This is a genomic window from Halomonas shantousis, from assembly GCF_054654615.1.
On record NZ_BAAIER010000002.1, the window covers coordinates 1,294,837 to 1,314,986 of the forward strand.

Genomic DNA, 20,150 nt, shown 5'->3' on the forward strand with positions numbered 1-20,150 from the left:
GGCATAGGCAGCGAAGTCACGTGTATCGGCATCGTGCGCACCGAGGCGCTCATGATGTCGGCGTCCTCGGCTTCCCTGAAAAATCAGGTAGAATGCGCCCATCGATAGCCGAGGGTGGGACATGGATCGGTTGCAGGCGATGCAGATCTTCCGTGCCGTGGTCGAAACGGGCAGTTTTGCCGGCGGCGCGCGCAGGCTGGGGCTGTCCAATGCCATGATCAGCAAGCAGGTGGCGCGGCTCGAGGCGTTTCTCGGGGTGCGCCTGCTGACGCGGACCTCCCGTTGCCTGCAGCTCACCGCGGAAGGCGAACGCTATCTTGCCGGTGTGGTGCGCCTGCTCGACGAGTTGAGTGAGCTGGAAGCCGAGCTGGGCGAGCAGCGTGGCGAAATTCGGGGGCGGCTGCGCCTGTCGGCGCCGCTGGACTTCGGCGTGCGCGTGCTGATGCCGGCCCTGCAGCGCTTCGAGCAGCGCCATCCGGCGGTGGAACTCGATGTCGTGCTGGAAGACCGCCGTGTCGATCCGCTGGCGGAGGATTTCGATGTGGTCGTGCGCATTGGCGAGCTGGAGGATTCCAGCCTGATCGCCCGGCGTCTGGCCACGACGGCGGTGCACGTCTATGCCTCGCCGGAGTACCTCGAACGCCACGGTACTCCCACCCATCCTCAGGAGTTGAGCCAGCACCGCTGTCTGCACTATAGCCTGCAGCGCGAGGGGCCCTGCTGGCAGTTTCGCATCAATGGTACCCTGCAGCGGGTGCGTTTCATGCCGGTATTTACCTGCAACAATGGACGTGCGCTGACCGAGGCGGCCGTGGGCGGCATGGGATTGATCCAGAAGCCTGCCTTTCTCGGCGAGGCGGAAGAGGCCAGGGGCCGGCTGGTACGCGTGCTCGAGGACTTCGATCCCGATCCGCAGGCGGTATCGCTGCTGTACTGCGAGCGCGAATATCTCCCCGCGCGTCAGCGTGCCCTGATCGACGGACTGGTCGCCCACTTTGCCGGGAGAGCCGGATGAGTCGACCCATCCTGATCTTCGATTCCGGCGTAGGGGGGCTGTCAGTGGTGGAAGCGTTGCGTTCGCACCTGCCGGGGGCCAGTCTGGCCTACGTGTGCGACAACGCGGCGCTGCCCTATGGTACGAAGCCCGATGCCTGGCTGGTTCAGCGTATCGTCGACGTGTGTCTCGCGGCGGTGGAGGCCAGCAGGGCGAGTGCGCTGGTGGTGGCCTGCAATACCGCCAGTACCCTGGCGCTGGCCGCACTGCGGACACATCTGTCGATCCCGGTGATCGGCACCGTGCCGGCCATCAAGCCGGCCGCCGCCCGTTCGTACAGCGGCACCTTCGGCCTGCTGGCGACCACCGCTACCGTGCAGCGTCCCTATACCGATGCCCTGATTCGCGATCATGCCGCGCATTGCCGTGTCATACGTGTCGCTGCAGACCCCCTCGTGCTCCAGGCTGAGCGCCAACTGGCCGGGCAGCCGCTGGATCCGGCGGTGCTCGATGCCTGTCTGGCGCCGCTGTGGGCGGACGTCGCGCTGGATACCGTGGTATTGGGCTGCACCCACTTTCCCCTTCTGCGAAAAGCCATGTCGGCCCGCGCCCCGCGAGAGATCGCCTGGGTCGATTCCGGTGCGGCCATCGCGCGGCGCGTGGCGCAGGTCGCTCCGGTATCGTTGGGCGAGGGCCCCGGGCCCAGTTGGGCGAGCGCGCCGCAGCGTCAGGGGTTGGCCGTGGCGCTGGCAGGGTTCGGCTTCGCCGCGCCACGGGCGCTGGCCGTCGCCGATGTGCCCGTCTGCTGAGGGGCGGATTCCTATCGTCCATCCCTGCGTTCCGTTTTGGTCGTTTCCGTTTTCAGTCGTTGTTTTAGCCATTTGAAGGACAAGGAGGCTTCGTGGCCGTACCCGTTGTCGCGCCCGAGCATTACGATGAGCAGCTTGCCGCCAAGCGCGAGCGCATTGGTGCCCAGTTCGCGCATTTTGATCCCCCGCCGCTGGAAGTCTTTGCCTCGCCTCCCAGCCATTACCGCATGCGCTGCGAATTTCGTGTGTGGCACGAAGGGAGCGATCTCTTCTATGCCATGTTCGAGGTCGATCCCGAGGATCCCAAGAAGAAAGAAATCGTCCGGCTGGATCAGTATCCGGTGGCCAGCCGGCGCATCAATGCGTTGATGCCGGCACTGCGCGAGGCGCTGCTGGAGAGTCCCGTGCTGCGGCGCAAGCTGTTCCAGGTGGAGTTTCTCACGACCCTGTCCGGCGAGGCGCTGGTGACGCTCATCTACCATCGCCCCCTGGAAGCCGACTGGGAAGCCGAGGCGCGTGAGCTTCAGCGCCGCCTGGACGTGTCGATCATCGGACGCTCGCGCAAGCAGCGTCTGGTGCTCGAGCGCGACCACGTCTGGGAGCGGCTCGAGGTGGACGGGCGGATCTTCGTCTATCAGCAGGTCGAGAACAGCTTCACGCAGCCCAATGCCGAGATCAGTCGCGCGATGCTGGGCTGGGCACGCGACGTGACCCGGGACAGTCAGGCGGGAGACCTGGTCGAGCTCTACTGCGGCAACGGCAATTTCACCGTTGCCCTGGCGGAAAATTTCCGGCGGGTGGTCGCCACGGAGATCTCGCGCACCTCGGTGGCCTCGGCCAATGTCAATCTTGCCGCCAACGAGATCGACAATGCCGTGGTGGCGCGCATGTCCGCCGAGGAGTTCGCCCAGGCCCTCGGCGGGGAGAAGGAGGGACGTCGGGTCGCGGCGCTGTCGCTCGAGGATCACGCCTTCTCCACGGTGCTGGTCGATCCGCCGCGTGCGGGGCTGGATGCGCAGAGCTGCGAGCAGCTCAAGCAGTACTCGCGAATCGTCTATATTTCCTGCAACCCCGACACGCTGGCGCGCAATCTCGAGCAGCTTACGCAGACGCACCGGATCACCCGCTTTGCGCTGTTCGATCAGTTTCCCTGGACCTCGCACTGCGAGTGCGGGGTATTGCTGGAGCGTCGCGAGCCGAACTGAACCTTGATGGCGTGGCCGCGCGGGGCTGATCGCCAATGCCCAAACGACATGCACCATGACAAAGCTTCACTATGATGGGGTGGTGCGAGTCGCTGGAGTAAGCTTTAGGCAGGGCGCGGCGGTTGCCGTGCCCGGACATCTTCCGGTCGTGGAGAGCCCGGCGTGCCATTGCCGTGCGGTGCCTCGCGACCCGTGCAGCCGAGGTGATTGATGCAACACGTTGCGATCGAGGGCAAGGCGGAATTCCTTGCCCAGCTCAAGGAACAGCTGACGAAGCATCTGCCCGAGGAGAAGGTAAAGACGATCCTCGCCTTTGCCGAAGCCTTGTATGCCAACGCGCCTTACGAGGAAGCCGCGGATCGGCGCCTCGAGGATCTCTACGGCGCGACCATGGCGGCCTGGCATTTCATCCAGACCTACGATCCCAGCGAGGCCAAGGTGCGCGTGTTCAATGCCGACTTCGAGGAGCACGGCTGGCAGTCGCCGCATACCGTCGTCGCCGTACTGCACGCGGACATGCCGTTTCTGGTCGACTCGGTGCGCATCGAGATCAATCGCCGCGGACTCATGGTACATGCCATGCACAATTCGGTGCTGGCGGTGGAGCGTAACGCCAAGCATCAGCTGACGCGCGTTGCCTCGATCGAGGCGGCCGATGCGCCGGCCGGACGTGAGTCGCTGATTCTCATCGAAGTGGATCGCCATTCCGATGCAACGGTCCTGGAGGCGCTGCAGCTCGCCCTGAACGAGGTGCTGCTTGACGTACGCACCGCCGTGCAGGATTTCGATCCGATGCGTGACCAGGTGCGGGCGGCGCTCGAGGAGATCCGGGCGACGCGACCCGAGCAGATCGCCGCCGATGATCATGCGGAAGCCGCTGCCTTTCTCGAGTGGCTGCTCAAGGATCACTTCACCTTCCTCGGTTATGACGAGTACGAAGTGGTACAGGAGAACGGCCAGGAACGGCTGCGCCAGGTCAAGGGTAGCGAGCTCGGCGTATTCAAGCTCGATCAGCCGCGCTATCACGAGCGTATTCATAACGAGCAGGGCATCGAGGACGACCAGTATGTGCTGGTGCCGGAGCTGATCTCGTTTGCCAAGAGCGCCTATCACGCCCGTGTGCATCGCCCGGCCTACCCCGACTACATCTGCATCGATCGCTACGACGCCGGCGGACGGCTGATCGGCGAGCGGCGCTTCTTCGGGCTCTATACCTCGACGGTCTACAACGAAACGCCACGTCACGTACCGGTGCTGCGCAAGAAGATCGATGCAGTGATCGAGTCCGCGGGCGTCAACCCGAACGGCCATAACGGCAAGCAACTGCTGCAGATTCTCGAGGTCTATCCGCGCGATGACCTGTTCCAGATCGGCACCGAGGAACTGACGCGTACCGCCGTGGCCATCCTCAACATCCGCGAGCGCCGTCGTGTGCGCCTTTTCGTGCGCGAGGACCGCTTCGGCAAGTTCTATTCCTGTCTGGTATTCGTGCCGCGCGACGTGTTCTCCACCGACCTGCGCGTGCGGATCCAGAATCTGCTGTGCGAGGAACTCGACGCGACGTTCGGCGACTTCAATACCTACCTGTCCGAGTCGGTACTGGCACGTATCCAGCTGATCCTGCGTTTCAATGGCGATAGCCCGGCAGACTACGACGTGCGCCGCCTCGAGCAGAAGATCGTTCAGATCGCCCGCAGCTGGCGGGACGAACTGCAGTCCGCCATGCTTGAGGGGTTCGGCGAGGAGCAGGCCAATCGGCTGATGAACCTCTATCGCGACGCCTTTCCCGGCAGCTATCGCGACGACTTCTCGGCGCGCACCGCCGTCTACGACATCCAGCACATCCATGAGGTGGAAGAGGGAGCGCCGATCAGCCTGAGTCTTTACCGGCTGGTCGAGAATGCCGATGAGGGGGTCAACCTCAAGCTGTTCCACCGCGATCATCCGATACCGTTGTCGGATATTCTGCCGGTCATGGAAAACCTCGGGCTGCGCGTCATCAGCGAGCGGCCCTACGAGATCCAGCGCCCCGACGGCAGCTTCTGGATCCACGACTTCGATCTCGAGCATCGCGGTCATGAGGTCGTCAATCTGCAGAAGATGCGCGATATCTTCATCGAGGCCTTCAAGCGTATCTGGACCGGAGAGGCGGAGAACGACTCCTTCAATCGCCTTGTCATCGGCGCCAACCTCGCCTGGCGCGAGGTGGCGGTACTGCGTGCCTATGCCCGCTACCTGAAGCAGGTTCGTCTCAGTCTGTCCCAGCGCTACATCGCCACCACGCTGGCGGCCTATCCGGACATCACCCGATCGCTGGTGAGGCTGTTCACGCTGCGCTTCGATCCCGAGCACCAAGCGGACGACAATGCGGTGGAGGCGTGCATCACCGAGATCAACGGCCTGCTCGATCAAGTCGCCAGCCTCAACGATGACGTACTGATACGGCGCTACATCGACCTCATTCAAGCCACGCTGCGTACCAACTACTATCAGCCGCGCGAAGATGGCCAGCCCAAGGATTACATTGCCTTCAAGCTGGAGCCGGGCCGTATTCCCGAAATGCCCAAGCCGCGGCCGCTGTTCGAGATATTCGTTTACTCGCCGCGTGTCGAGGGGGTGCATCTACGTGGCGGGCGCGTGGCACGCGGAGGATTGCGCTGGTCGGACCGTCACGAGGATTTCCGTACCGAGGTGCTCGGTCTGGTCAAGGCGCAGCAGGTCAAGAACTCGGTCATCGTGCCGGTCGGCGCCAAGGGTGGCTTCATCTGCAAGCGCATGCCGGACACCACGGACCGCGATAGCATCCAGCAGGAAGCCATCGCCTGCTATCGGATCTTCATTCGGGCTCTGCTCGACATTACCGACAACCTGGTCGGAGGCGAGGTGGTGGCGCCGCGTGCGGTCATTCGTCATGACAGCGACGACCCCTATCTGGTAGTGGCGGCCGACAAGGGCACGGCAAGCTTTTCGGATATCGCCAACGCCATCTCGCTGGAGTACGGCTTCTGGCTGGGGGATGCCTTCGCCTCCGGTGGGGCGCACGGTTATGACCACAAGAAGATGGCCATCACCGCGCGCGGCGCCTGGGAGTCGGTCAAGCGCCATTTCCGCGAGATGGGACTCAACACGCAAGAGGATGAATTCAGCGTGGTCGGCATTGGCGACATGGCCGGCGATGTGTTCGGCAACGGCATGCTGCTGTCCGACAGGATCCGCCTGGTCGGAGCCTTCAACCACCTGCATATCTTCATTGATCCGACCCCGGATGTGACGCGCTCCTTCGCCGAACGCAAGCGCTTGTTCGAACAGCCGCGCTCCAGTTGGGAGGACTACGATACTCAATTGATCTCCGAGGGCGGCGGCATCTTCAAGCGCACCGCCAAGTCGATCCCCATCTCGGCGCAGATGAAGGAAGTCTTCGGCATTACCGCCAGCAAGCTTTCACCCAACGAGCTGATCCGCGCCATGCTCAAGTCCCATGTCGATCTGCTGTGGAATGGCGGTATCGGTACCTATGTCAAGGCGCATACCGAGTCCCATGGCGACGTCGGCGACAAGGCCAACGACGCCCTGCGCGTCGACGGCCGCGAACTCAACTGCCGGGTAATCGGCGAGGGGGGCAATCTGGGGTTCACCCAACGCGGACGCATGGAGGCCGCCAGACGCGGAGTGCGGGTCAACACCGATTTCATCGACAACGTGGGCGGCGTGAACTGTTCCGACCATGAGGTCAACATCAAGATCCTGCTCGACGATATCGTAAAGCGCGGCGACATGACCGACAAGCAGCGCAATCAGCTGCTCGCCGAGATGACCGAGGAGGTAGCCGAGTTGGTGATCCTCGACAGCTATCGTCAGACCCAGGCCCTGTCGCTTTCCGAGATCCTGGCCAAGGAGGGCATGGGCCCCTACAGGCGTTTCATCAACGAGCTGGAAGCTGCCGGCAGCCTGGATCGTGAGTTGGAGTTCCTGCCCAGTGACGAGGAACTCATCGAGCGAGCCAACGCCGAAGAGGGACTGACGCTTCCCGAGCTCTCGGTTCTGATCTCCTATGCCAAGAGCACGTTGAAAAGCGATCTGATCGCCTCCGGGGTACCCGATGATCCCTACATTCAGCAGTACATGGAACGTGCTTTCCCCCGTACCCTGGTGGAGCGCTTCCACACGGAGATGTACCAGCATCGCCTGAAACGCGAGATCGCCGCGACCCAGATCGCCAATGACCTGGTCGACCACATGGGAATAGCCTTCGTGCGGCGTCTGCGCGACGCCGCCAACGGCTCGCGGGTCGACGTCGCCCGTGCCTATATCGTCGCCCGTGACAGCTTCAACCTGCCCGGCCTCTGGAACCGGGTCGAGGCGCTGGATTACCGCGTCGCCAGCCGCGTGCAGTACCGCATGATGCTCGACCTGATGCGCCTGCTGCGCCGGGCCACGCGCTGGTTTCTGCGTCATCGCACCGGCCTGTCAATCCAGGACAGCATCGACCATTTCTCACCACGCCTGGCCCAGCTTCAGGAGTGTGTCGGTCAGCTGTTGCGCGGCGAAGAGCGTGAGCGCTGGGAAGCGCGGCGCGATGAGCTGGTCGAGGCGGGTGTGCCTGACGAGCTCGCCGATATCGTCGCCGCGGCCGGCAATCTCTATGCCGGTCTGGGTATCATCGAGGCCGCCAAGGCCACCGGCGAGAGCATCGAGCGCGTGGCCGAGGTGTACTATCACATCGGTCATCGCCTGGAGCTGCCATGGATGACGGCCCAGGTCAATGCGCTGGAAGTGAGTGACAGCTGGCAGGCTCAGGCTCGCGAGACGTTTCGCGACGACCTGGACCGTCAGCAACTGGCGTTGACGGTCAGTGTGTTGCACATGGAGGGGGGCGCGCAGGAGCCAGAGCCGCGAGTGGCACAGTGGCTGGAGCGCCATGCCGATCTGGTCGAGCGCTGGTGCGCGCTGCTCAATGAAGTCCGTTCCGGCGCGCAGTCGAGTTTCCCTCTTTTCGCCGTGGCAGTGCGTGAGCTGGTCGAACTGGCGGAAAGCAACGGCGGTACCTGAAACGCGTGATGCCACATTCAAGCCAAGCACGAAGCAGACCCCGTCGGCGGGGTCTGCTTTTTCGTTTGGGGCGATAGGCGGCGAACGAGAACGGAAATACGCCCTAGGGCGACGGAATAAGGCGAGACAGTGGCGCTCTCTGGTATGCTGTCACCCGTTTCCGGTTCGAAGCCATTAGAGAGGCCCCATGAATCATCGTGCGTTCTCCATTGTCGCCCTGGCAATAGGGCTGGCGAGTGTTCAGCCGCTAGCCTTGGCCGATGAAAGCCCTGCCCTGCAACGTGCGCGCGAAGCCGCCAAGCAGACCGACATGTCCCGGTTCTTCACGTCGCGCAGCGATGCGCGAAGTCAGAGTTTTATGTTCGGCGGCACCCAGGAGCATCCGTTCAGCGTGGAAAAGGCGGGTCGCTACGTTTTCGAGAGCAGCACGTTGCCCGGTGATTCCAACGATTACCATATCGAAGCCACGCTGCTGGACGATCAGGGAAGGATCATCGCTACCGAGGAAGCTCAGGGGCAGAATGGCGGCCTGCACCTCGAACAGCAGCTGGAGCCGGGCGATTATCGACTGCGCGTCAAGGCCAACAAGTTCGGGACCGCCAGTCGACAGGGCAATTCCTACGTCATCGAAGTGGCGGGGCTCGACGCGCGCGGGGAGCGCCTTTCCAGCGACGAGAGCGGCATCGAAGAGGGTGGCAGCGGGATCATGTTCGGCGGGCCCGGTCGAGATGGACGCACCACTGCCTTCGTCGATCATGACGATGAGGTCGCCGCCATTGCCGCGCCGCGGCGTAGTGCGGACACTGCCGAAACGTCACCGGATACGGCGACGACCGCCACCGGGGCGGCGACTACGACGGCCGCTGCGGGGGCATCTACCGCGATAGTCGCTACGCCCGGCAATGCCGACCGGGAGAGAGCAGAGCAGACCGAGCCGCAGATGCCGAGCGCGTTCGATGAAATCGTCGCGGACATCAAGATTCGTGAACGTGGCGAGGTAATGAGCTTCGACGTGGTCGAGCCCGGCACGGTCTCCATCGCGAGTTCGACCTTCCCGGGGAACGAGGGCACCTACCGGCTCGAGGCGAGGCTTCTCGATGAGCAGGGCAACGTGGTGGCCAGTGACAAGGGCGAAGGCTTCGCGGGAGATTTCAACATCGAGACTCGCCTGCAGCCAGGGCGCTACCGCGTCTGGGTCAATGGCCGGAAGTTCGGCTCCGCCATGAGCGGCGTCAACAACTACACGCTACGGGTCCAGCAGCTCGATACGGACTGATTCCGACAGCACGTCCTCCGCCCCCAGGCGTCGTCGCCTGGGGGCGGTTGCGTTATACTTCCGGCCGATCGTCCCGCCGCCGAGAAATCTATGTATACCCTAGCTCGTTCGCTACTCTTTCGTCTCGATCCTGAAACGGCACATGGCGTGACATTGACAGCGCTCGACCTTGCCCATCGACTTGGCATGGCCCGAACGCTGGGAGGCGGCCCCGTGGAAGACCCGGTGACCCTGATGGGGCTGCGTTTTCCCAATAGGGTCGGTCTGGCCGCCGGACTCGACAAGAACGGCGATCATCTCGATGCGCTGGGCGCGCTGGGGTTCGGCTTCGTCGAGGTAGGCACCGTGACGCCCAAGCCGCAGGCCGGCAATCCCCGGCCAAGGCTGTTCCGGCTCCCCGAGCGCCATGCCATCATCAACCGCATGGGCTTCAACAATGCCGGTGTCGACCATCTGGTCGCCAATGTACGCAAAAGCCGCTATCGCGGAGTTATCGGTATCAATATCGGCAAGAACCTGACCACTCCGGTCGAACGGGCCGTGGATGACTATCTGGCCTGTCTGACCCGGGTGCATGCGCATGCCGGCTACATTGCCGTCAATATCTCCTCGCCCAACACACCGGGACTGCGCAACCTGCAGTTCGGCGAGCATCTCGATGCCCTGCTTGGGGCATTGAAGGAGGAGAGCGAGCGATTGGATCGCGACATGGGACGGCATGTGCCGCTGGCGGTGAAGATCGCGCCCGACATGAGCCTGGAGGAGGTTGGTCTGGTGGCTCGTACGCTCTCGGCCAACGCCATCGATGCGGTGATTGCCACCAACACCACGATCGCCCGGGACACGGTGGCCGGGCTGGCGCATGCCGAAGAGGCGGGCGGATTGTCCGGCGCGCCGCTGTTCATGGCTTCCACGGAGATCGTGAAGGAACTACGGCGATTGTTGCCTGACATGCCCATCATCGGTGCCGGCGGGGTCGACAGTGGCGAAACGGCGCGGGCCAAGCGCGCTGCCGGGGCGGATCTGATCCAGCTGTACTCGGGATTCATCTACCGTGGGCCTACGCTGGTGGGTGACTGTGCCCGGGCCCTGGCAGGATAGCTTGGGGATAAGCGGTACGGTGAGGTGCAGTGAAACATGGCCCCTTGTCTTTTAACGACAGCGCTACTTTTAACGGCGGCGCTACCAAAAAGGCCCGCACTGGCGGGCCTTGGATGCTTTCGTGGGGTATGACCCCGATGAATCGTTGTGATCGCGTCACAGCATCGTGGGGTTCTTGTGGATGCCCGAAACGCCTGTCAGGCCGGCCCATTGATCACCACGACCTTCGCGCCAGCCGCTCATCCAGTATTCGCGAAGGTTCACCTCCTGACTGGGACAGTCATCCCGGGATTTCCCGGTAATGCCCGCCTTGTAGCCGTGAACGTAAGCACGCTGGAAGCGATCACGTTTCTGTCGTTTCATCGGATGACCTCTTGAAGATCCGAGTGGGAACCAGTGTCGATACAGGCTCAACGAGTGCCATTCGGCCTCGTCGGGCTTGCAGCAATTGTCCGGACAGAAAACGCATGCGAATGCAGTAGCTACAATGTATAGCTTTAGCGCAACGCGAGCCGGTCTGTCGACATTGGATTTGGCATAAGCGCTGTATCAAATAGTCATTACAGGAATATGTCCGGCCCGTGACGCCGGGATTAAACGGCATGAACGATACTCAAGCGATTGAAAACCTTAGCCTCTTTATCACCTGTCCGCGCGGCATCGAGATGCTGCTGGCTGATGAACTGGCGTCCCTCGGGGCGGAAATTTCCGGAACCACGGTAGCGGGAGTATTCGCCTCGGGGTCGCTGGAGGTGGCTTACCGCGCCTGCTTGTGGTCGCGCCTGGCCAATCGCGTCATTCTCTGTCTCTCCCGGGCGGAGGGGGTCGAACGTCCCGAAGCGTTGCTGGCCGAGGCGCGATCCATCGACTGGACCGCACATCTACTGCCCGGCAGGACTCTGGCGGTGGACTTTCATGGTCAGTCCGAACACATCCGCCATACCCGCTTCGGTGCCCAGACGGTGAAGGACGGTGTTGTCGAGGCATTGCGCGATGCGGGGCGCGAGCGTCCCTCCGTCGATCCACGCCAGCCGGACATCCGTCTCTATGCGCACCTGCATCGGGGCAAGCTGATGCTGGGGATCGATCTCTCCGGCGCGAGTCTGCATCAGCGCGGTTATCGCCGCGATCCCGGTCACGCTCCGCTCAAGGAGAACCTGGCGGCAGCTCTGCTGGTGCGCGCTGGCTGGCCGGAACGTGCCAAGCGCGGCGAGCCGCTTGTCGATCCCATGTGCGGCTCCGGGACGCTGTTGATCGAGGCGGCACTGATGGCGGCGGACATCGCCCCTCAACTGTCCCGGGAGCGATTTGGATTCGAGGCCTGGGCCGGACATGATCCCCAAGCGCTGCAGGAACTCAAGCGCGAGGCCGAGGCGCGAGCCGGCTTCGGGCGCCGTCGCGTCCAGTCCCGGCTGTTCGGCTATGACCAGAGCCCTCAGGCGATCGCCGCCGCCAAGGCCAATGCCATGCGCGCCGGCATTCCCGCGATGATCGAATTTACGGGAGCGTCGCTCAGCCAGTTGCGTCCGCCGCTGGGGATGCAGGGTCCCGGGCCGGGCCTGGTGATCACCAACCCTCCCTATGGCGAGCGGCTGGGCGAGCTGCCCGAACTGGTGCCGCTCTATGCCGATCTTGGCGCCCGGCTGCGCGAAGGCTTTCCCGGCTGGCAGTTGGCCCTGTTCACCGGCAACCCCGATCTGGGTCATCGCACCGGGCTGCGCGCAGAGAAGCAGTATGCGTTCAAGAATGGCCCGCTGGACTGCAAGCTGTTGATGATTCACGTACCGCAGGGGGAAGAGGGCACGCAGCCTACAGCTTCCACGCGCCATGGCGAAGGGGCAACGATGTTCGCCAATCGCCTGGAGAAGAACCGCAGGAAGTTGAAGAAATGGCTGAAGCAGTCCGGTGAAAGTTGCTACCGGCTATATGATGCCGACATGCCGGAGTACGCCCTGGCCGTGGATGTCTACGGTACGCGGGTGCATGTCCAGGAGTACGCGCCGCCCAAGTCGGTGAATCAGAACCAGGCCCAGCGGCGCCTGCTGGATGCCTTGGCAGTGATCCCCGAGGTCCTCGACGTACGCCCCGAGGATGTGTACTACAAGCAGCGATCACGTCAGAGCGGCAAGGCCCAGTACGTCCGCCAGGATACCAGCGGCGAGCGCTTCGAGGTCCGCGAGGGGCCGGCACGGCTGTGGATCAACCTGCGCGACTATCTGGATACCGGGCTATTCCTCGATCATCGTCCGGTGCGGCGCCTGCTCGGTGAGATGGCGAAGGGCAAGCGCTTTCTGAACCTGTTCTGCTATACCGCCACGGCTACGGTACATGCCGCGCTGGGCGGGGCCAGCGACAGCGTCAGCGTGGACCTTTCCAATACGTACCTCGACTGGGCGCGGGACAATTTCGCTTTGAACCGCCTCGACCCCAGCCGCCATCGGGTGGTGCGCGACGACTGTCTGCACTGGCTGGAGACCGCCGGTAGCCATTTCGACCTGATCTTCATGGATCCTCCTACCTTCTCCAACTCGAAGAAGATGGAGGCGACGCTGGATATCCAGCGCGATCATGGCCGGCTGGTAAGACTGGCCATGGCACGCCTGGCTCCGGAGGGGACATTGGTGTTTTCCAACAACCAGCGGCGCTTCGCACTGGATCGCGATCTCGTGGAACAATACGTCGTGGAAGATATCTCCTCACGCACGTTCGACCCCGATTTCATGCGGCGCCCCGATCTTCACCACTGCTTCCTGATTCGGCACAAGGAGCGCACATGACGGCGTTGACGCTTTACACCACACTGGGCTGTCATCTCTGCGAACAGCTCGAGGCGCATCTTGCCGAGCTGGGTCCCGCAGAGGCCTCGGTCGACCGAATCGAGATCAGTGAAGATCCTGCACTGGTGGCTCGTTTCGGTGAGCGGATTCCGGTGCTGGCCGACGAGGAGGGCGCGGAACTCGATCGGGGGTTCGAGCGTGAACGGCTGGCCGCATGGCTGGCAGAGCGTGGATGGCTGCGCGAGGCGGGGCGGGGCACGCCTGGCGAACCGCCGCAGCCGGGGCGAAGGGTGCGGCACGGTCGGCGCTATCTGGGCTAGGCCGGGTCAATAGCCGAGCAGCGACAGCTGACGCATGGCGTCGCGGCCCTCGGGAGTGTCGCCCTGCGTTTCGAGGACCTTGCGGAAACCCCGCGAGGCCTGGATGTGGTTGACGTCCTCGACCCACATCATGGCTTGCTCGAAGCTTTCGGCGAGCTGGTGCTTGAGCCCGCCGAACTGGGTGCCGATCTGTCCCCAGGCGCGGCTGAAGATCCAGTCGCCGAACATGTCCTGATGGACATGCACCAGCACATAGTCGTGTTCACTTTCCCAGCGGACGATCAAGGTAGCTCCTGGATATGAGTGGCGTTAGTCGGTTGGCAGCCTGATCCGGTGGCTTCAAAAGACTCGGGTCACGCCTGTACACTTCGTCTGGATCGAACGGCAGCGCCTATCCATCCGTTGCCTGCCGGTGGGTGCCGAGTTCGCCTGCCCGTCAAGGGCGGGGCTGGGCGAGAGCCATTTTAACCGCCCTTGGCAAGGGAACAAGGAGAGATGAGGCCATCATGCGCATCCTGGTGGATGAGAACATACCTCTGGTAGAAGAATTCTTCGGTGAACTGGGGGAGGTCACGCGGTTATCCGGCCGGGCGATCACGGCCGATGCCGTGCGCGAGCATGACGTGCTGCTCGTGCGCTCCGTCACTCGGGTCGACAAGGACCTGCTGAAAGGCTCTCGGGTGCGTTTCGTGGGAACCTGTACCATCGGCACCGACCACGTCGATACGGCGTACCTGGCGCAGCAGCGGATCGGCTTCGCCAGTGCGCCGGGAAGCAATGCCGACTCGGTGGTCGACTACGTGCTGTCGAGCCTGCTGCTGCTGGCCGAGGAGGAGGGCTTCTCGCTGGCCGGCAAGACGCTGGGAATCGTCGGTGTCGGCAACGTGGGCAGACGGCTTCAGGCACGCCTCGACGAACTCGACGTTCACTGCCTGTTGTGCGACCCGCCGCGTGCCGAGAAGGAGGGCGCCGAGGGATTCGTCGATCTTGACAGTCTGATCGAGCGGGCCGATATCGTGTGCCTGCATACGCCATTGATCAAGAGCGGTCCGTACACCACCCGCCATCTCATGAACCGCGAGCGCATCCAGGCACTCAAGCCCGGAAGCGTCCTGATCAATGCCGGGCGTGGTGATTGCCTCGACAACGCGGCACTGCGTGAGCGGCTGGAAGCTCGCAATGACCTGCGCACCGTGCTTGATGTCTGGGAGAACGAGCCGGGCATCGACGAGGCGCTCTATGCACTGGTGGATATCGCCACGCCGCATATCGCAGGCTACAGCATGGATGGCAAGATGCGTGGCACCGAGATGGTCTACCAGGCGGCAATGCGCTATTTCGGCTTGCCGGCACGCAGGAAGCTGGGCCAGCTCAAGCCCGAGCCCTGGTTGCGCAAGATCGTGCTGAACCATTGGGCGCCGCCTCTGGAGGCGCTGTCGCTGTGTACCCGGGCCTGCTACGACGTACGCCGCGACATGCTGGCATTCGATCATTACCGGCGGCGCATGGGCATGGCCGTCGGTTTCGACGCCTACCGCGCCGAATATCCCATGCGACGTGAATTCTTCACTCTGCGGGTAGAGCTCAAGAAGAACGCCAGAGGGCTGCGCGAGGTGCTGGAGGGGTTTGGCTTCAATCTCAAGCTGGCCGGCAAATAGCTTCCCATGGGTATCCTTGGGATATCCCTGAAAAAAGAGACCCGCCAACTGGCGGGTCTCTTTTCGTTCATGGCCGGTGTCGCCTATTGGCGATAGGCGGATTCCTTCAGTGCACGGATACGATCATCCAGCGGCGGGTGACTGGCAAACAGCCGCTCCATGATCTTGCGGCTCTGCCCGGTGGTAATGCCAAAGGCCGTGAAAGTCTCGGGCATCTGATTGGGCATCTGCGTTTCCGCCTTGAGGCGCGCCAGGGCGTTGATCATCGCTCCACTGCCGGCGAGCCTGGCGCCGGCGGCATCGGCGCGATATTCGCGAAAGCGCGAGAACCAGGCGACGATCATCGAGGCGACCAGCCCGAATACGATCTCGGCGACGATGACCACCGCGAAATAGCCGATGAAGCCCAGGCCACCACCCTCCTCGTCGCGGCGCAGGAAACTGTCGACTATCTGCGCGACGACGCGGGCAAAGAACATCACGAAGGTGTTGAGCACGCCCTGGATCAGCGCCAAGGTCACCATGTCGCCATTGGAGACATGGCCGATCTCGTGGGCCAGTACCGCACGCACCTCTTCCGGGCGCATGCGGTTGAGAAGCCCGGCGGAAACGGCGACCAGGGCATCGTTCTTGTTCCACCCCGTGGCGAAGGCGTTCGACTGCTGGGCCGGGAAGATGCCCACCTCCGGCATTCGGATGCCGGCATCGCGGGACAGCTCGCCGACAGTATCGAGCAGCCATTGCTCGGTGGAGTTGCTGGGTTGGGTGATGATCTGCGTACGCGTGCTCATCTTGGCCATGGGTTTCGACAGGAACAGCGAGACCAGCGAGCCGGCCATGCCGAACACGAAGCAGAAGATCAGCAGGCTGTTCATGTTCAGCCCATTGGCGTTGAGATAGGGCTCGACGCCGAGCAGGCGCAGGGTAATGCTGGCTACCAGCACCACGGCGAGGTTGGTCGCCAGAAACAGGATGATTCGCATCATCGGAAGGGTTCCTCGGTAGTCAGGGAGTGATTCGTTTTCTGGCACTTAGATGTGTTCCAGGCCGTTAGGTTTCAAGCGGACCGTGACGACGAGCGTTTAAAGGGTCCGCTTGACAGCATGGCGGGAATTATTGGCGATAGCGCGACAGGAACCGTGCGAAGCGATCCAGGGCGTCCTCGAGCTGCTCGGCCCAGGGCAGGGTCACGATGCGCACGTGGTCGGGTTCCGGCCAGTTGAAGGCCGTGCCCTGCACCAGCAGAATCTTCTCCTGCAGCAACAGGTCGAGCACCAGTTTCTGGTCATCCTGGATGTTATAGACCTTGGGGTCGAGACGCGGGAAGGCGTACAGCGCACCCCGGGGCTTGGTGCAGGAGACGCCGGGAATGGCGTTGAGTTTCTCGTAGGTGATGTCGCGCTGAGCGAGCAGCCGGCCCCCCGGCAGCACCAGATCGTTGATCGACTGATAGCCGCCAAGTGCCGTCTGGATAGCGTGTTGGGCCGGCACGTTGGCGCACAGGCGCATCGAGGCGAGCATGGTGAGGCCCTGGATGAAATCGGCGGCGCGCTGCTTGCCTACATTGCCCGAAAGAATCATCCAGCCGGAGCGGAATCCGGCGCAGCGATAGCTCTTCGACAGGCCGTTCATGGTCACCACCAACTGGTCCTCCTCGGCCAGCGCCCCTGTCGAGACGTGCTCAATGCCATCGTAGAGAATCTTGTCGTAGATCTCGTCGGAGAACACGACCAACTGATGCTGGCGGGCGATCGCCAGCAACTCCTTGACCACTTCGGGGGGATAGACCGCGCCGGTGGGGTTGTTGGGGTTGATCAGCACGATCGCTCGGGTGTGGCTGGTGATCTTGTCGCGGATGTCGGCAAGATCCGGTGCCCAGCCGGCCTGCTCGTCGCATATGTAGTGCACGGGGCGCCCACCGGCGAGATTGGCGGCGGCCGTCCAGAGGGGATAGTCGGGAGCGGGAATCAGCAGCTCGTCGCCGTCGTTGAGCAGCGCCTGCATGGCCATGACGATCAGCTCGGAAACGCCGTTACCGATGTAGATGTCCTCGACGCCGACACCGGGAATGCTCTTGCGCTGGCACTCCTGCATGATCGCCTTGCGTGCCGAGTACAGTCCCTTGGAATCGCAGTAGCCCTGTGCCGTCGGCAGGTTGCGCATGACGTCCTGCAGAATCTCCTCCGGCGCTTCGAAGCCGAAGGGTGCGGGATTGCCGATGTTGAGCTTGAGGATGCGCTGCCCCTCTTCCTCGAGACGCTTGGCGTGGTCGAGAACCGGGCCGCGGATGTCATAGCAGACATTGTCGAGCTTGTGCGATTTCCTGATCGGGGTGTCCATGGGGTTTCCGTATGCTGCGCAGCCGTATGGGAAGTGACGCGTTTTCGTCAGACGCTGTCGGGGCGGGCTGCACGCCGCTCCCCAGAATACCTTGCCGGGAAGGGCGCGCAAGAGCGGAACAGTACGCGGATGAAGGTTTTATTCGCTCTGCCCGTTTTCCTCGGCTCGCGGAGTATCGTCTTCGTCGTTCTGCGGTTCGGGCGCGGGAATATCCTGGGGTGTCTCCAGCGTCAGACGGCCGAGCTTGCCGTCGCGCAACTCATGGAGCAGTACCTCGGCGCCGCGGTGCAGATCCGGCTCGCCGCCGGGGCGCAGTCCGCCGCGTTTGCGTGCGACCTCGCGAACGATTGCCTGACCATCGAAGCCGGCCAGGGCCAGTAGGTCGACGCGGCGCGGACCGTCTGCCTCGACCTTGTCGGCGTCTGCATGGGGCACATAGGGCGGCAGCTCGGCGAGCTTGTAACGGGTCTTGAGGGCTTCGGGGTAGCGCTTGGCCAGTTCGGCGGCGGCAATCACCGCGACATCGAGATAGTCCATGGCGGTGTCGCGTATCGCGCCGCTGGCCGCGAGGCGGTAGGCGCTGGCCTGATTCTCGATCTTGGGCCATAGCACACCGGGGGTATCGGTCAGGGCGATGCGGCCTTCCAGCCGGATCTTCTGCTGACGCTTGGTCACCGCGGGCTCGTTACCGGTCTTGGCGACCTTCTTGCCGGCCAGGCCATTGATCAGTGTCGACTTGCCGACATTGGGGATGCCCATCACCATGACCCGTACATCGCGATCGGCACGTACCTGCCCGGCCAGCTCGTGGCATACATTGGGGATTCGCTTGAGCTCGCGGGCGTTGGTGGTCGTCACCGCCAGGGCACGGGTATCGGGTTGGGCATCGAAATGGGCGACCCAGGCCTCGGTGAGCGCCGGATCGGCCAGATCGGCGCGCGAGAGTATCTTCAGTACTGGCTTGTGCTCGGTCAGTTCGGCGAGCATGGGATTGGCGCTGGAGTAGGGCAGGCGTGCATCGAGTACTTCGATGACGACATCGATTTCCGGCAGTGCCTCCTTGATCTGGCGGCGTGCCTTGTTCATATGTCCCGGATACCAACCTAGCATACCGCTTCCCCTTGCATGTGCGAACGACCGGCCATTCTAACAGAAGCCTGGCCGGACGATGCAGGGACATCGTTGCGTCGATATCACTCCCCGGGGCGAAAATCCAATGCCACGGAATTGATGCAATAGCGTAGCCCGGTGGTTTCGTGCGGGCCGTCGGGAAAGACATGGCCTAGGTGGGCGTCGCAGCGCCGGCAGGTCACCTCGATACGTCGCATGCCGTGAGTGGTGTCGAGATGCTCTTCCACACTGGCATCCGCCAGGGGACGATCGAAGCTCGGCCAGCCGCAGCCCGCTTCGAACTTGTGCTCGTTCTCGAACAGAGGGGCGCCGCAGCATACGCAGTGGTAGATCCCCTGATCGTTAGTGACCTGGTAATCACCCGTGAAAGGGCGCTCGGTACCTTTTTCTCGGGTCACGTGGTACTGCTCGGGGGTGAGTTGCTCGCGCCATTGGGCATCGCTTTTATGCATCTTGCTCATCTCTCCTCCTGATCCGCCATCGCGGTATCTTACGCCTCATTGACGGCTTACTCTTATCGAGACGTTAGCCCATAAGTCCTGTCAGGGCCATAAACCTCAGTGACTTGCCGTTCGTTGGAGTGATCGGGCGCAGGACATCGAACGCATCCCAACGCTTGACAGCGAAAAACACGCTCAGTACTATACGCGCCACCTCGATGAGGCGAGGGATATTGCGTCCCATTCGTCTAGTGGCCTAGGACACCGCCCTTTCACGGCGGTAACAGGGGTTCGAACCCCCTATGGGACGCCATCTCACCTTTTCGGGTACCGGAGTGCGGGAATAGCTCAGTGGTAGAGCACAACCTTGCCAAGGTTGGGGTCGCGAGTTCGAATCTCGTTTCCCGCTCCATGCGCCGCTTGGCAGCGGCAGAGTAGGCAGCGAGGGTCGCGAGCTGGAACGCCAGCCCGGTCGGATCACGTTTCCCGCTCCATGCGTCCCATTCGTCTAGTGGTCCAGGACACCGCCCTTTCACGGCGGTAACAGGGGTTCGAACCCCCTATGGGACGCCACTTTCCGGTCAGCCAGTTGATAAGGCGAGCACTGCGGGAATAGCTCAGTGGTAGAGCACAACCTTGCCAAGGTTGGGGTCGCGAGTTCGAATCTCGTTTCCCGCTCCATATATCGTTTGGCAGCGATAGGGTAGGCAATGAGGGTCGCGAGCTGGAACGCCAGCCCGGTCGGATCACATTTCCCGCTCCATGCGTCCCATTCGTCTAGTGGCCTAGGACACCGCCCTTTCACGGCGGTAACAGGGGTTCGAACCCCCTATGGGACGCCACTTCGCCGTATGCAGCGCAAGCTGCCGAGTCCAGGACTCACTCTTCTCATGCGGGAATAGCTCAGTGGTAGAGCACAACCTTGCCAAGGTTGGGGTCGCGAGTTCGAATCTCGTTTCCCGCTCCAGTTCGTTTGGTTTCACCAGGGTGTGTAATGAGGGTCGCGAGCTGGAGCGCCAGCCCGGTCGAATCTCGTTTCCCGCTCCAGTT

The 20,150-nt window shown here is 62.8% G+C and carries 15 protein-coding genes and 6 tRNA genes; 15 read left to right on the forward strand and 6 right to left on the reverse strand.

Annotated elements, in window-relative coordinates:
- Window positions 1-121: 121 nt before the first annotated feature.
- From ACYQ12_RS06490 to ACYQ12_RS06515, 6 genes are all read left to right on the forward strand, one after another.
- Entirely contained in the window at window positions 122-1,015 is an 894-nt protein-coding gene (locus ACYQ12_RS06490) for a LysR family transcriptional regulator (protein WP_459869280.1), read from the forward strand.
- On the forward strand, window positions 1,012-1,803 hold the full coding sequence (gene murI / locus ACYQ12_RS06495; protein ID WP_459869282.1) for a glutamate racemase: 792 nt from the start codon (window positions 1,012-1,014) through the stop codon (window positions 1,801-1,803). The genes ACYQ12_RS06490 and murI overlap by 4 nt, the downstream gene beginning before the upstream one ends.
- A 92-nt stretch (window positions 1,804-1,895) precedes the next feature.
- The gene (gene trmA / locus ACYQ12_RS06500) at window positions 1,896-3,008 is read left to right on the forward strand and encodes a tRNA (uridine(54)-C5)-methyltransferase TrmA (protein ID WP_459869284.1); all 1,113 of its coding nucleotides are present in this window, start codon (window positions 1,896-1,898) and stop codon (window positions 3,006-3,008) included.
- Window positions 3,009-3,218: 210 nt separating this feature from the next.
- Window positions 3,219-8,057: an NAD-glutamate dehydrogenase gene (locus ACYQ12_RS06505; protein WP_459869286.1), complete on the forward strand. Its 4,839-nt coding sequence runs from the start codon at window positions 3,219-3,221 to the stop codon at window positions 8,055-8,057.
- Window positions 8,058-8,244: 187 nt separating this feature from the next.
- On the forward strand, window positions 8,245-9,333 hold the full coding sequence (locus ACYQ12_RS06510; RefSeq protein WP_459869288.1) for a hypothetical protein: 1,089 nt from the start codon (window positions 8,245-8,247) through the stop codon (window positions 9,331-9,333).
- A 90-nt stretch (window positions 9,334-9,423) separates the two neighbouring features.
- Complete coding sequence (locus ACYQ12_RS06515; protein WP_459869290.1) at window positions 9,424-10,434, forward strand: quinone-dependent dihydroorotate dehydrogenase; 1,011 nt, start codon at window positions 9,424-9,426, stop codon at window positions 10,432-10,434.
- Between the two features lie 156 nt (window positions 10,435-10,590).
- Here the strand turns inward: ACYQ12_RS06515 and rmf are convergent, their stop codons facing one another.
- Complete coding sequence (gene rmf, locus ACYQ12_RS06520; protein ID WP_459869292.1) at window positions 10,591-10,797, reverse strand: ribosome modulation factor; 207 nt, start codon at window positions 10,795-10,797, stop codon at window positions 10,591-10,593.
- 239 nt (window positions 10,798-11,036) lie between these two features.
- Here rmf and rlmKL point away from each other — a divergent pair, with 239 nt between their 5' ends.
- Both rlmKL and ACYQ12_RS06530 read left to right on the forward strand, forming a co-directional pair.
- Window positions 11,037-13,211 (forward strand): bifunctional 23S rRNA (guanine(2069)-N(7))-methyltransferase RlmK/23S rRNA (guanine(2445)-N(2))-methyltransferase RlmL, encoded by a 2,175-nt coding sequence (gene rlmKL, locus ACYQ12_RS06525; RefSeq protein WP_459869294.1) that lies wholly within the window; start codon window positions 11,037-11,039, stop codon window positions 13,209-13,211.
- Window positions 13,208-13,531 carry a glutaredoxin family protein gene (locus tag ACYQ12_RS06530; protein WP_459869296.1) on the forward strand — a complete coding sequence of 108 codons (324 nt, stop codon included), beginning with the start codon at window positions 13,208-13,210 and terminating at the stop codon, window positions 13,529-13,531. The genes rlmKL and ACYQ12_RS06530 overlap by 4 nt, the downstream gene beginning before the upstream one ends.
- Window positions 13,532-13,537: 6 nt before the next feature.
- Here the strand turns inward: ACYQ12_RS06530 and ACYQ12_RS06535 are convergent, their stop codons facing one another.
- A complete protein-coding gene (locus tag ACYQ12_RS06535) occupies window positions 13,538-13,816 on the reverse strand; it encodes a hypothetical protein (RefSeq protein ID WP_459869298.1) in 279 nt (92 codons plus the stop codon).
- 221 nt (window positions 13,817-14,037) lie between these two features.
- On the opposite strand from ACYQ12_RS06535, the gene pdxB reads away from it, so the two are divergent.
- Window positions 14,038-15,189, forward strand: coding sequence for a 4-phosphoerythronate dehydrogenase PdxB (pdxB, locus tag ACYQ12_RS06540; protein WP_459869300.1), 1,152 nt, complete (start codon window positions 14,038-14,040; stop codon window positions 15,187-15,189).
- A gap of 83 nt (window positions 15,190-15,272) precedes the next feature.
- Here the strand turns inward: pdxB and htpX are convergent, their stop codons facing one another.
- The 4 genes from htpX to msrB all read right to left on the reverse strand — a co-directional run bounded on the left by htpX (window position 15,273) and on the right by msrB (window position 19,121).
- Entirely contained in the window at window positions 15,273-16,175 is a 903-nt protein-coding gene (gene htpX / locus ACYQ12_RS06545; protein ID WP_459869302.1) for a protease HtpX, read from the reverse strand.
- Window positions 16,176-16,302: 127 nt separating this feature from the next.
- Window positions 16,303-17,529 carry a pyridoxal phosphate-dependent aminotransferase gene (locus tag ACYQ12_RS06550; protein WP_459869304.1) on the reverse strand — a complete coding sequence of 409 codons (1,227 nt, stop codon included), beginning with the start codon at window positions 17,527-17,529 and terminating at the stop codon, window positions 16,303-16,305.
- 138 nt (window positions 17,530-17,667) lie between these two features.
- Window positions 17,668-18,639: a ribosome biogenesis GTPase YlqF gene (gene ylqF / locus ACYQ12_RS06555; RefSeq protein WP_459869306.1), complete on the reverse strand. Its 972-nt coding sequence runs from the start codon at window positions 18,637-18,639 to the stop codon at window positions 17,668-17,670.
- An 83-nt stretch (window positions 18,640-18,722) separates the two neighbouring features.
- Complete coding sequence (msrB, locus tag ACYQ12_RS06560; protein WP_459869308.1) at window positions 18,723-19,121, reverse strand: peptide-methionine (R)-S-oxide reductase MsrB; 399 nt, start codon at window positions 19,119-19,121, stop codon at window positions 18,723-18,725.
- Window positions 19,122-19,337: 216 nt separating this feature from the next.
- Between msrB and ACYQ12_RS06565 the strand changes: the two genes are divergently transcribed.
- The 6 genes from ACYQ12_RS06565 (at window position 19,338) to ACYQ12_RS06590 (ending at window position 20,067) form a co-directional block, all read left to right on the forward strand.
- Window positions 19,338-19,413, forward strand: a tRNA-Glu gene (locus ACYQ12_RS06565).
- A gap of 24 nt (window positions 19,414-19,437) precedes the next feature.
- A tRNA-Gly gene (locus ACYQ12_RS06570) sits at window positions 19,438-19,512 on the forward strand.
- A gap of 85 nt (window positions 19,513-19,597) precedes the next feature.
- Window positions 19,598-19,673, forward strand: a tRNA-Glu gene (locus tag ACYQ12_RS06575).
- Window positions 19,674-19,706: 33 nt separating this feature from the next.
- Window positions 19,707-19,781: transfer RNA gene (locus ACYQ12_RS06580), tRNA-Gly, on the forward strand.
- 85 nt (window positions 19,782-19,866) lie between these two features.
- A tRNA-Glu gene (locus ACYQ12_RS06585) sits at window positions 19,867-19,942 on the forward strand.
- A 50-nt stretch (window positions 19,943-19,992) separates the two neighbouring features.
- Window positions 19,993-20,067 (forward strand) — tRNA-Gly (locus tag ACYQ12_RS06590).
- Window positions 20,068-20,150: the final 83 nt, after the last annotated feature.

What these genes read in the sequence shown, in the direction of transcription:
- ACYQ12_RS06550 (WP_459869304.1), bottom strand. Translation starts at nt 17,529, where the DNA reads ATGGACACCCCGATCAGGAAATCGCACAAGCTCGACAATGTCTGCTAT.
- ACYQ12_RS06505 (WP_459869286.1), top strand. Translation starts at nt 3,219, where the DNA reads ATGCAACACGTTGCGATCGAGGGCAAGGCGGAATTCCTTGCCCAGCTC.
- ACYQ12_RS06490 (WP_459869280.1), top strand. Translation starts at nt 122, where the DNA reads ATGGATCGGTTGCAGGCGATGCAGATCTTCCGTGCCGTGGTCGAAACG.
- murI (WP_459869282.1), top strand. Translation starts at nt 1,012, where the DNA reads ATGAGTCGACCCATCCTGATCTTCGATTCCGGCGTAGGGGGGCTGTCA.
- rlmKL (WP_459869294.1), top strand. Translation starts at nt 11,037, where the DNA reads ATGAACGATACTCAAGCGATTGAAAACCTTAGCCTCTTTATCACCTGT.
- ACYQ12_RS06510 (WP_459869288.1), top strand. Translation starts at nt 8,245, where the DNA reads ATGAATCATCGTGCGTTCTCCATTGTCGCCCTGGCAATAGGGCTGGCG.
- pdxB (WP_459869300.1), top strand. Translation starts at nt 14,038, where the DNA reads ATGCGCATCCTGGTGGATGAGAACATACCTCTGGTAGAAGAATTCTTC.
- ACYQ12_RS06530 (WP_459869296.1), top strand. Translation starts at nt 13,208, where the DNA reads ATGACGGCGTTGACGCTTTACACCACACTGGGCTGTCATCTCTGCGAA.
- htpX (WP_459869302.1), bottom strand. Translation starts at nt 16,175, where the DNA reads ATGATGCGAATCATCCTGTTTCTGGCGACCAACCTCGCCGTGGTGCTG.
- rmf (WP_459869292.1), bottom strand. Translation starts at nt 10,797, where the DNA reads ATGAAACGACAGAAACGTGATCGCTTCCAGCGTGCTTACGTTCACGGC.
- ACYQ12_RS06515 (WP_459869290.1), top strand. Translation starts at nt 9,424, where the DNA reads ATGTATACCCTAGCTCGTTCGCTACTCTTTCGTCTCGATCCTGAAACG.
- ylqF (WP_459869306.1), bottom strand. Translation starts at nt 18,639, where the DNA reads ATGCTAGGTTGGTATCCGGGACATATGAACAAGGCACGCCGCCAGATC.
- msrB (WP_459869308.1), bottom strand. Translation starts at nt 19,121, where the DNA reads ATGAGCAAGATGCATAAAAGCGATGCCCAATGGCGCGAGCAACTCACC.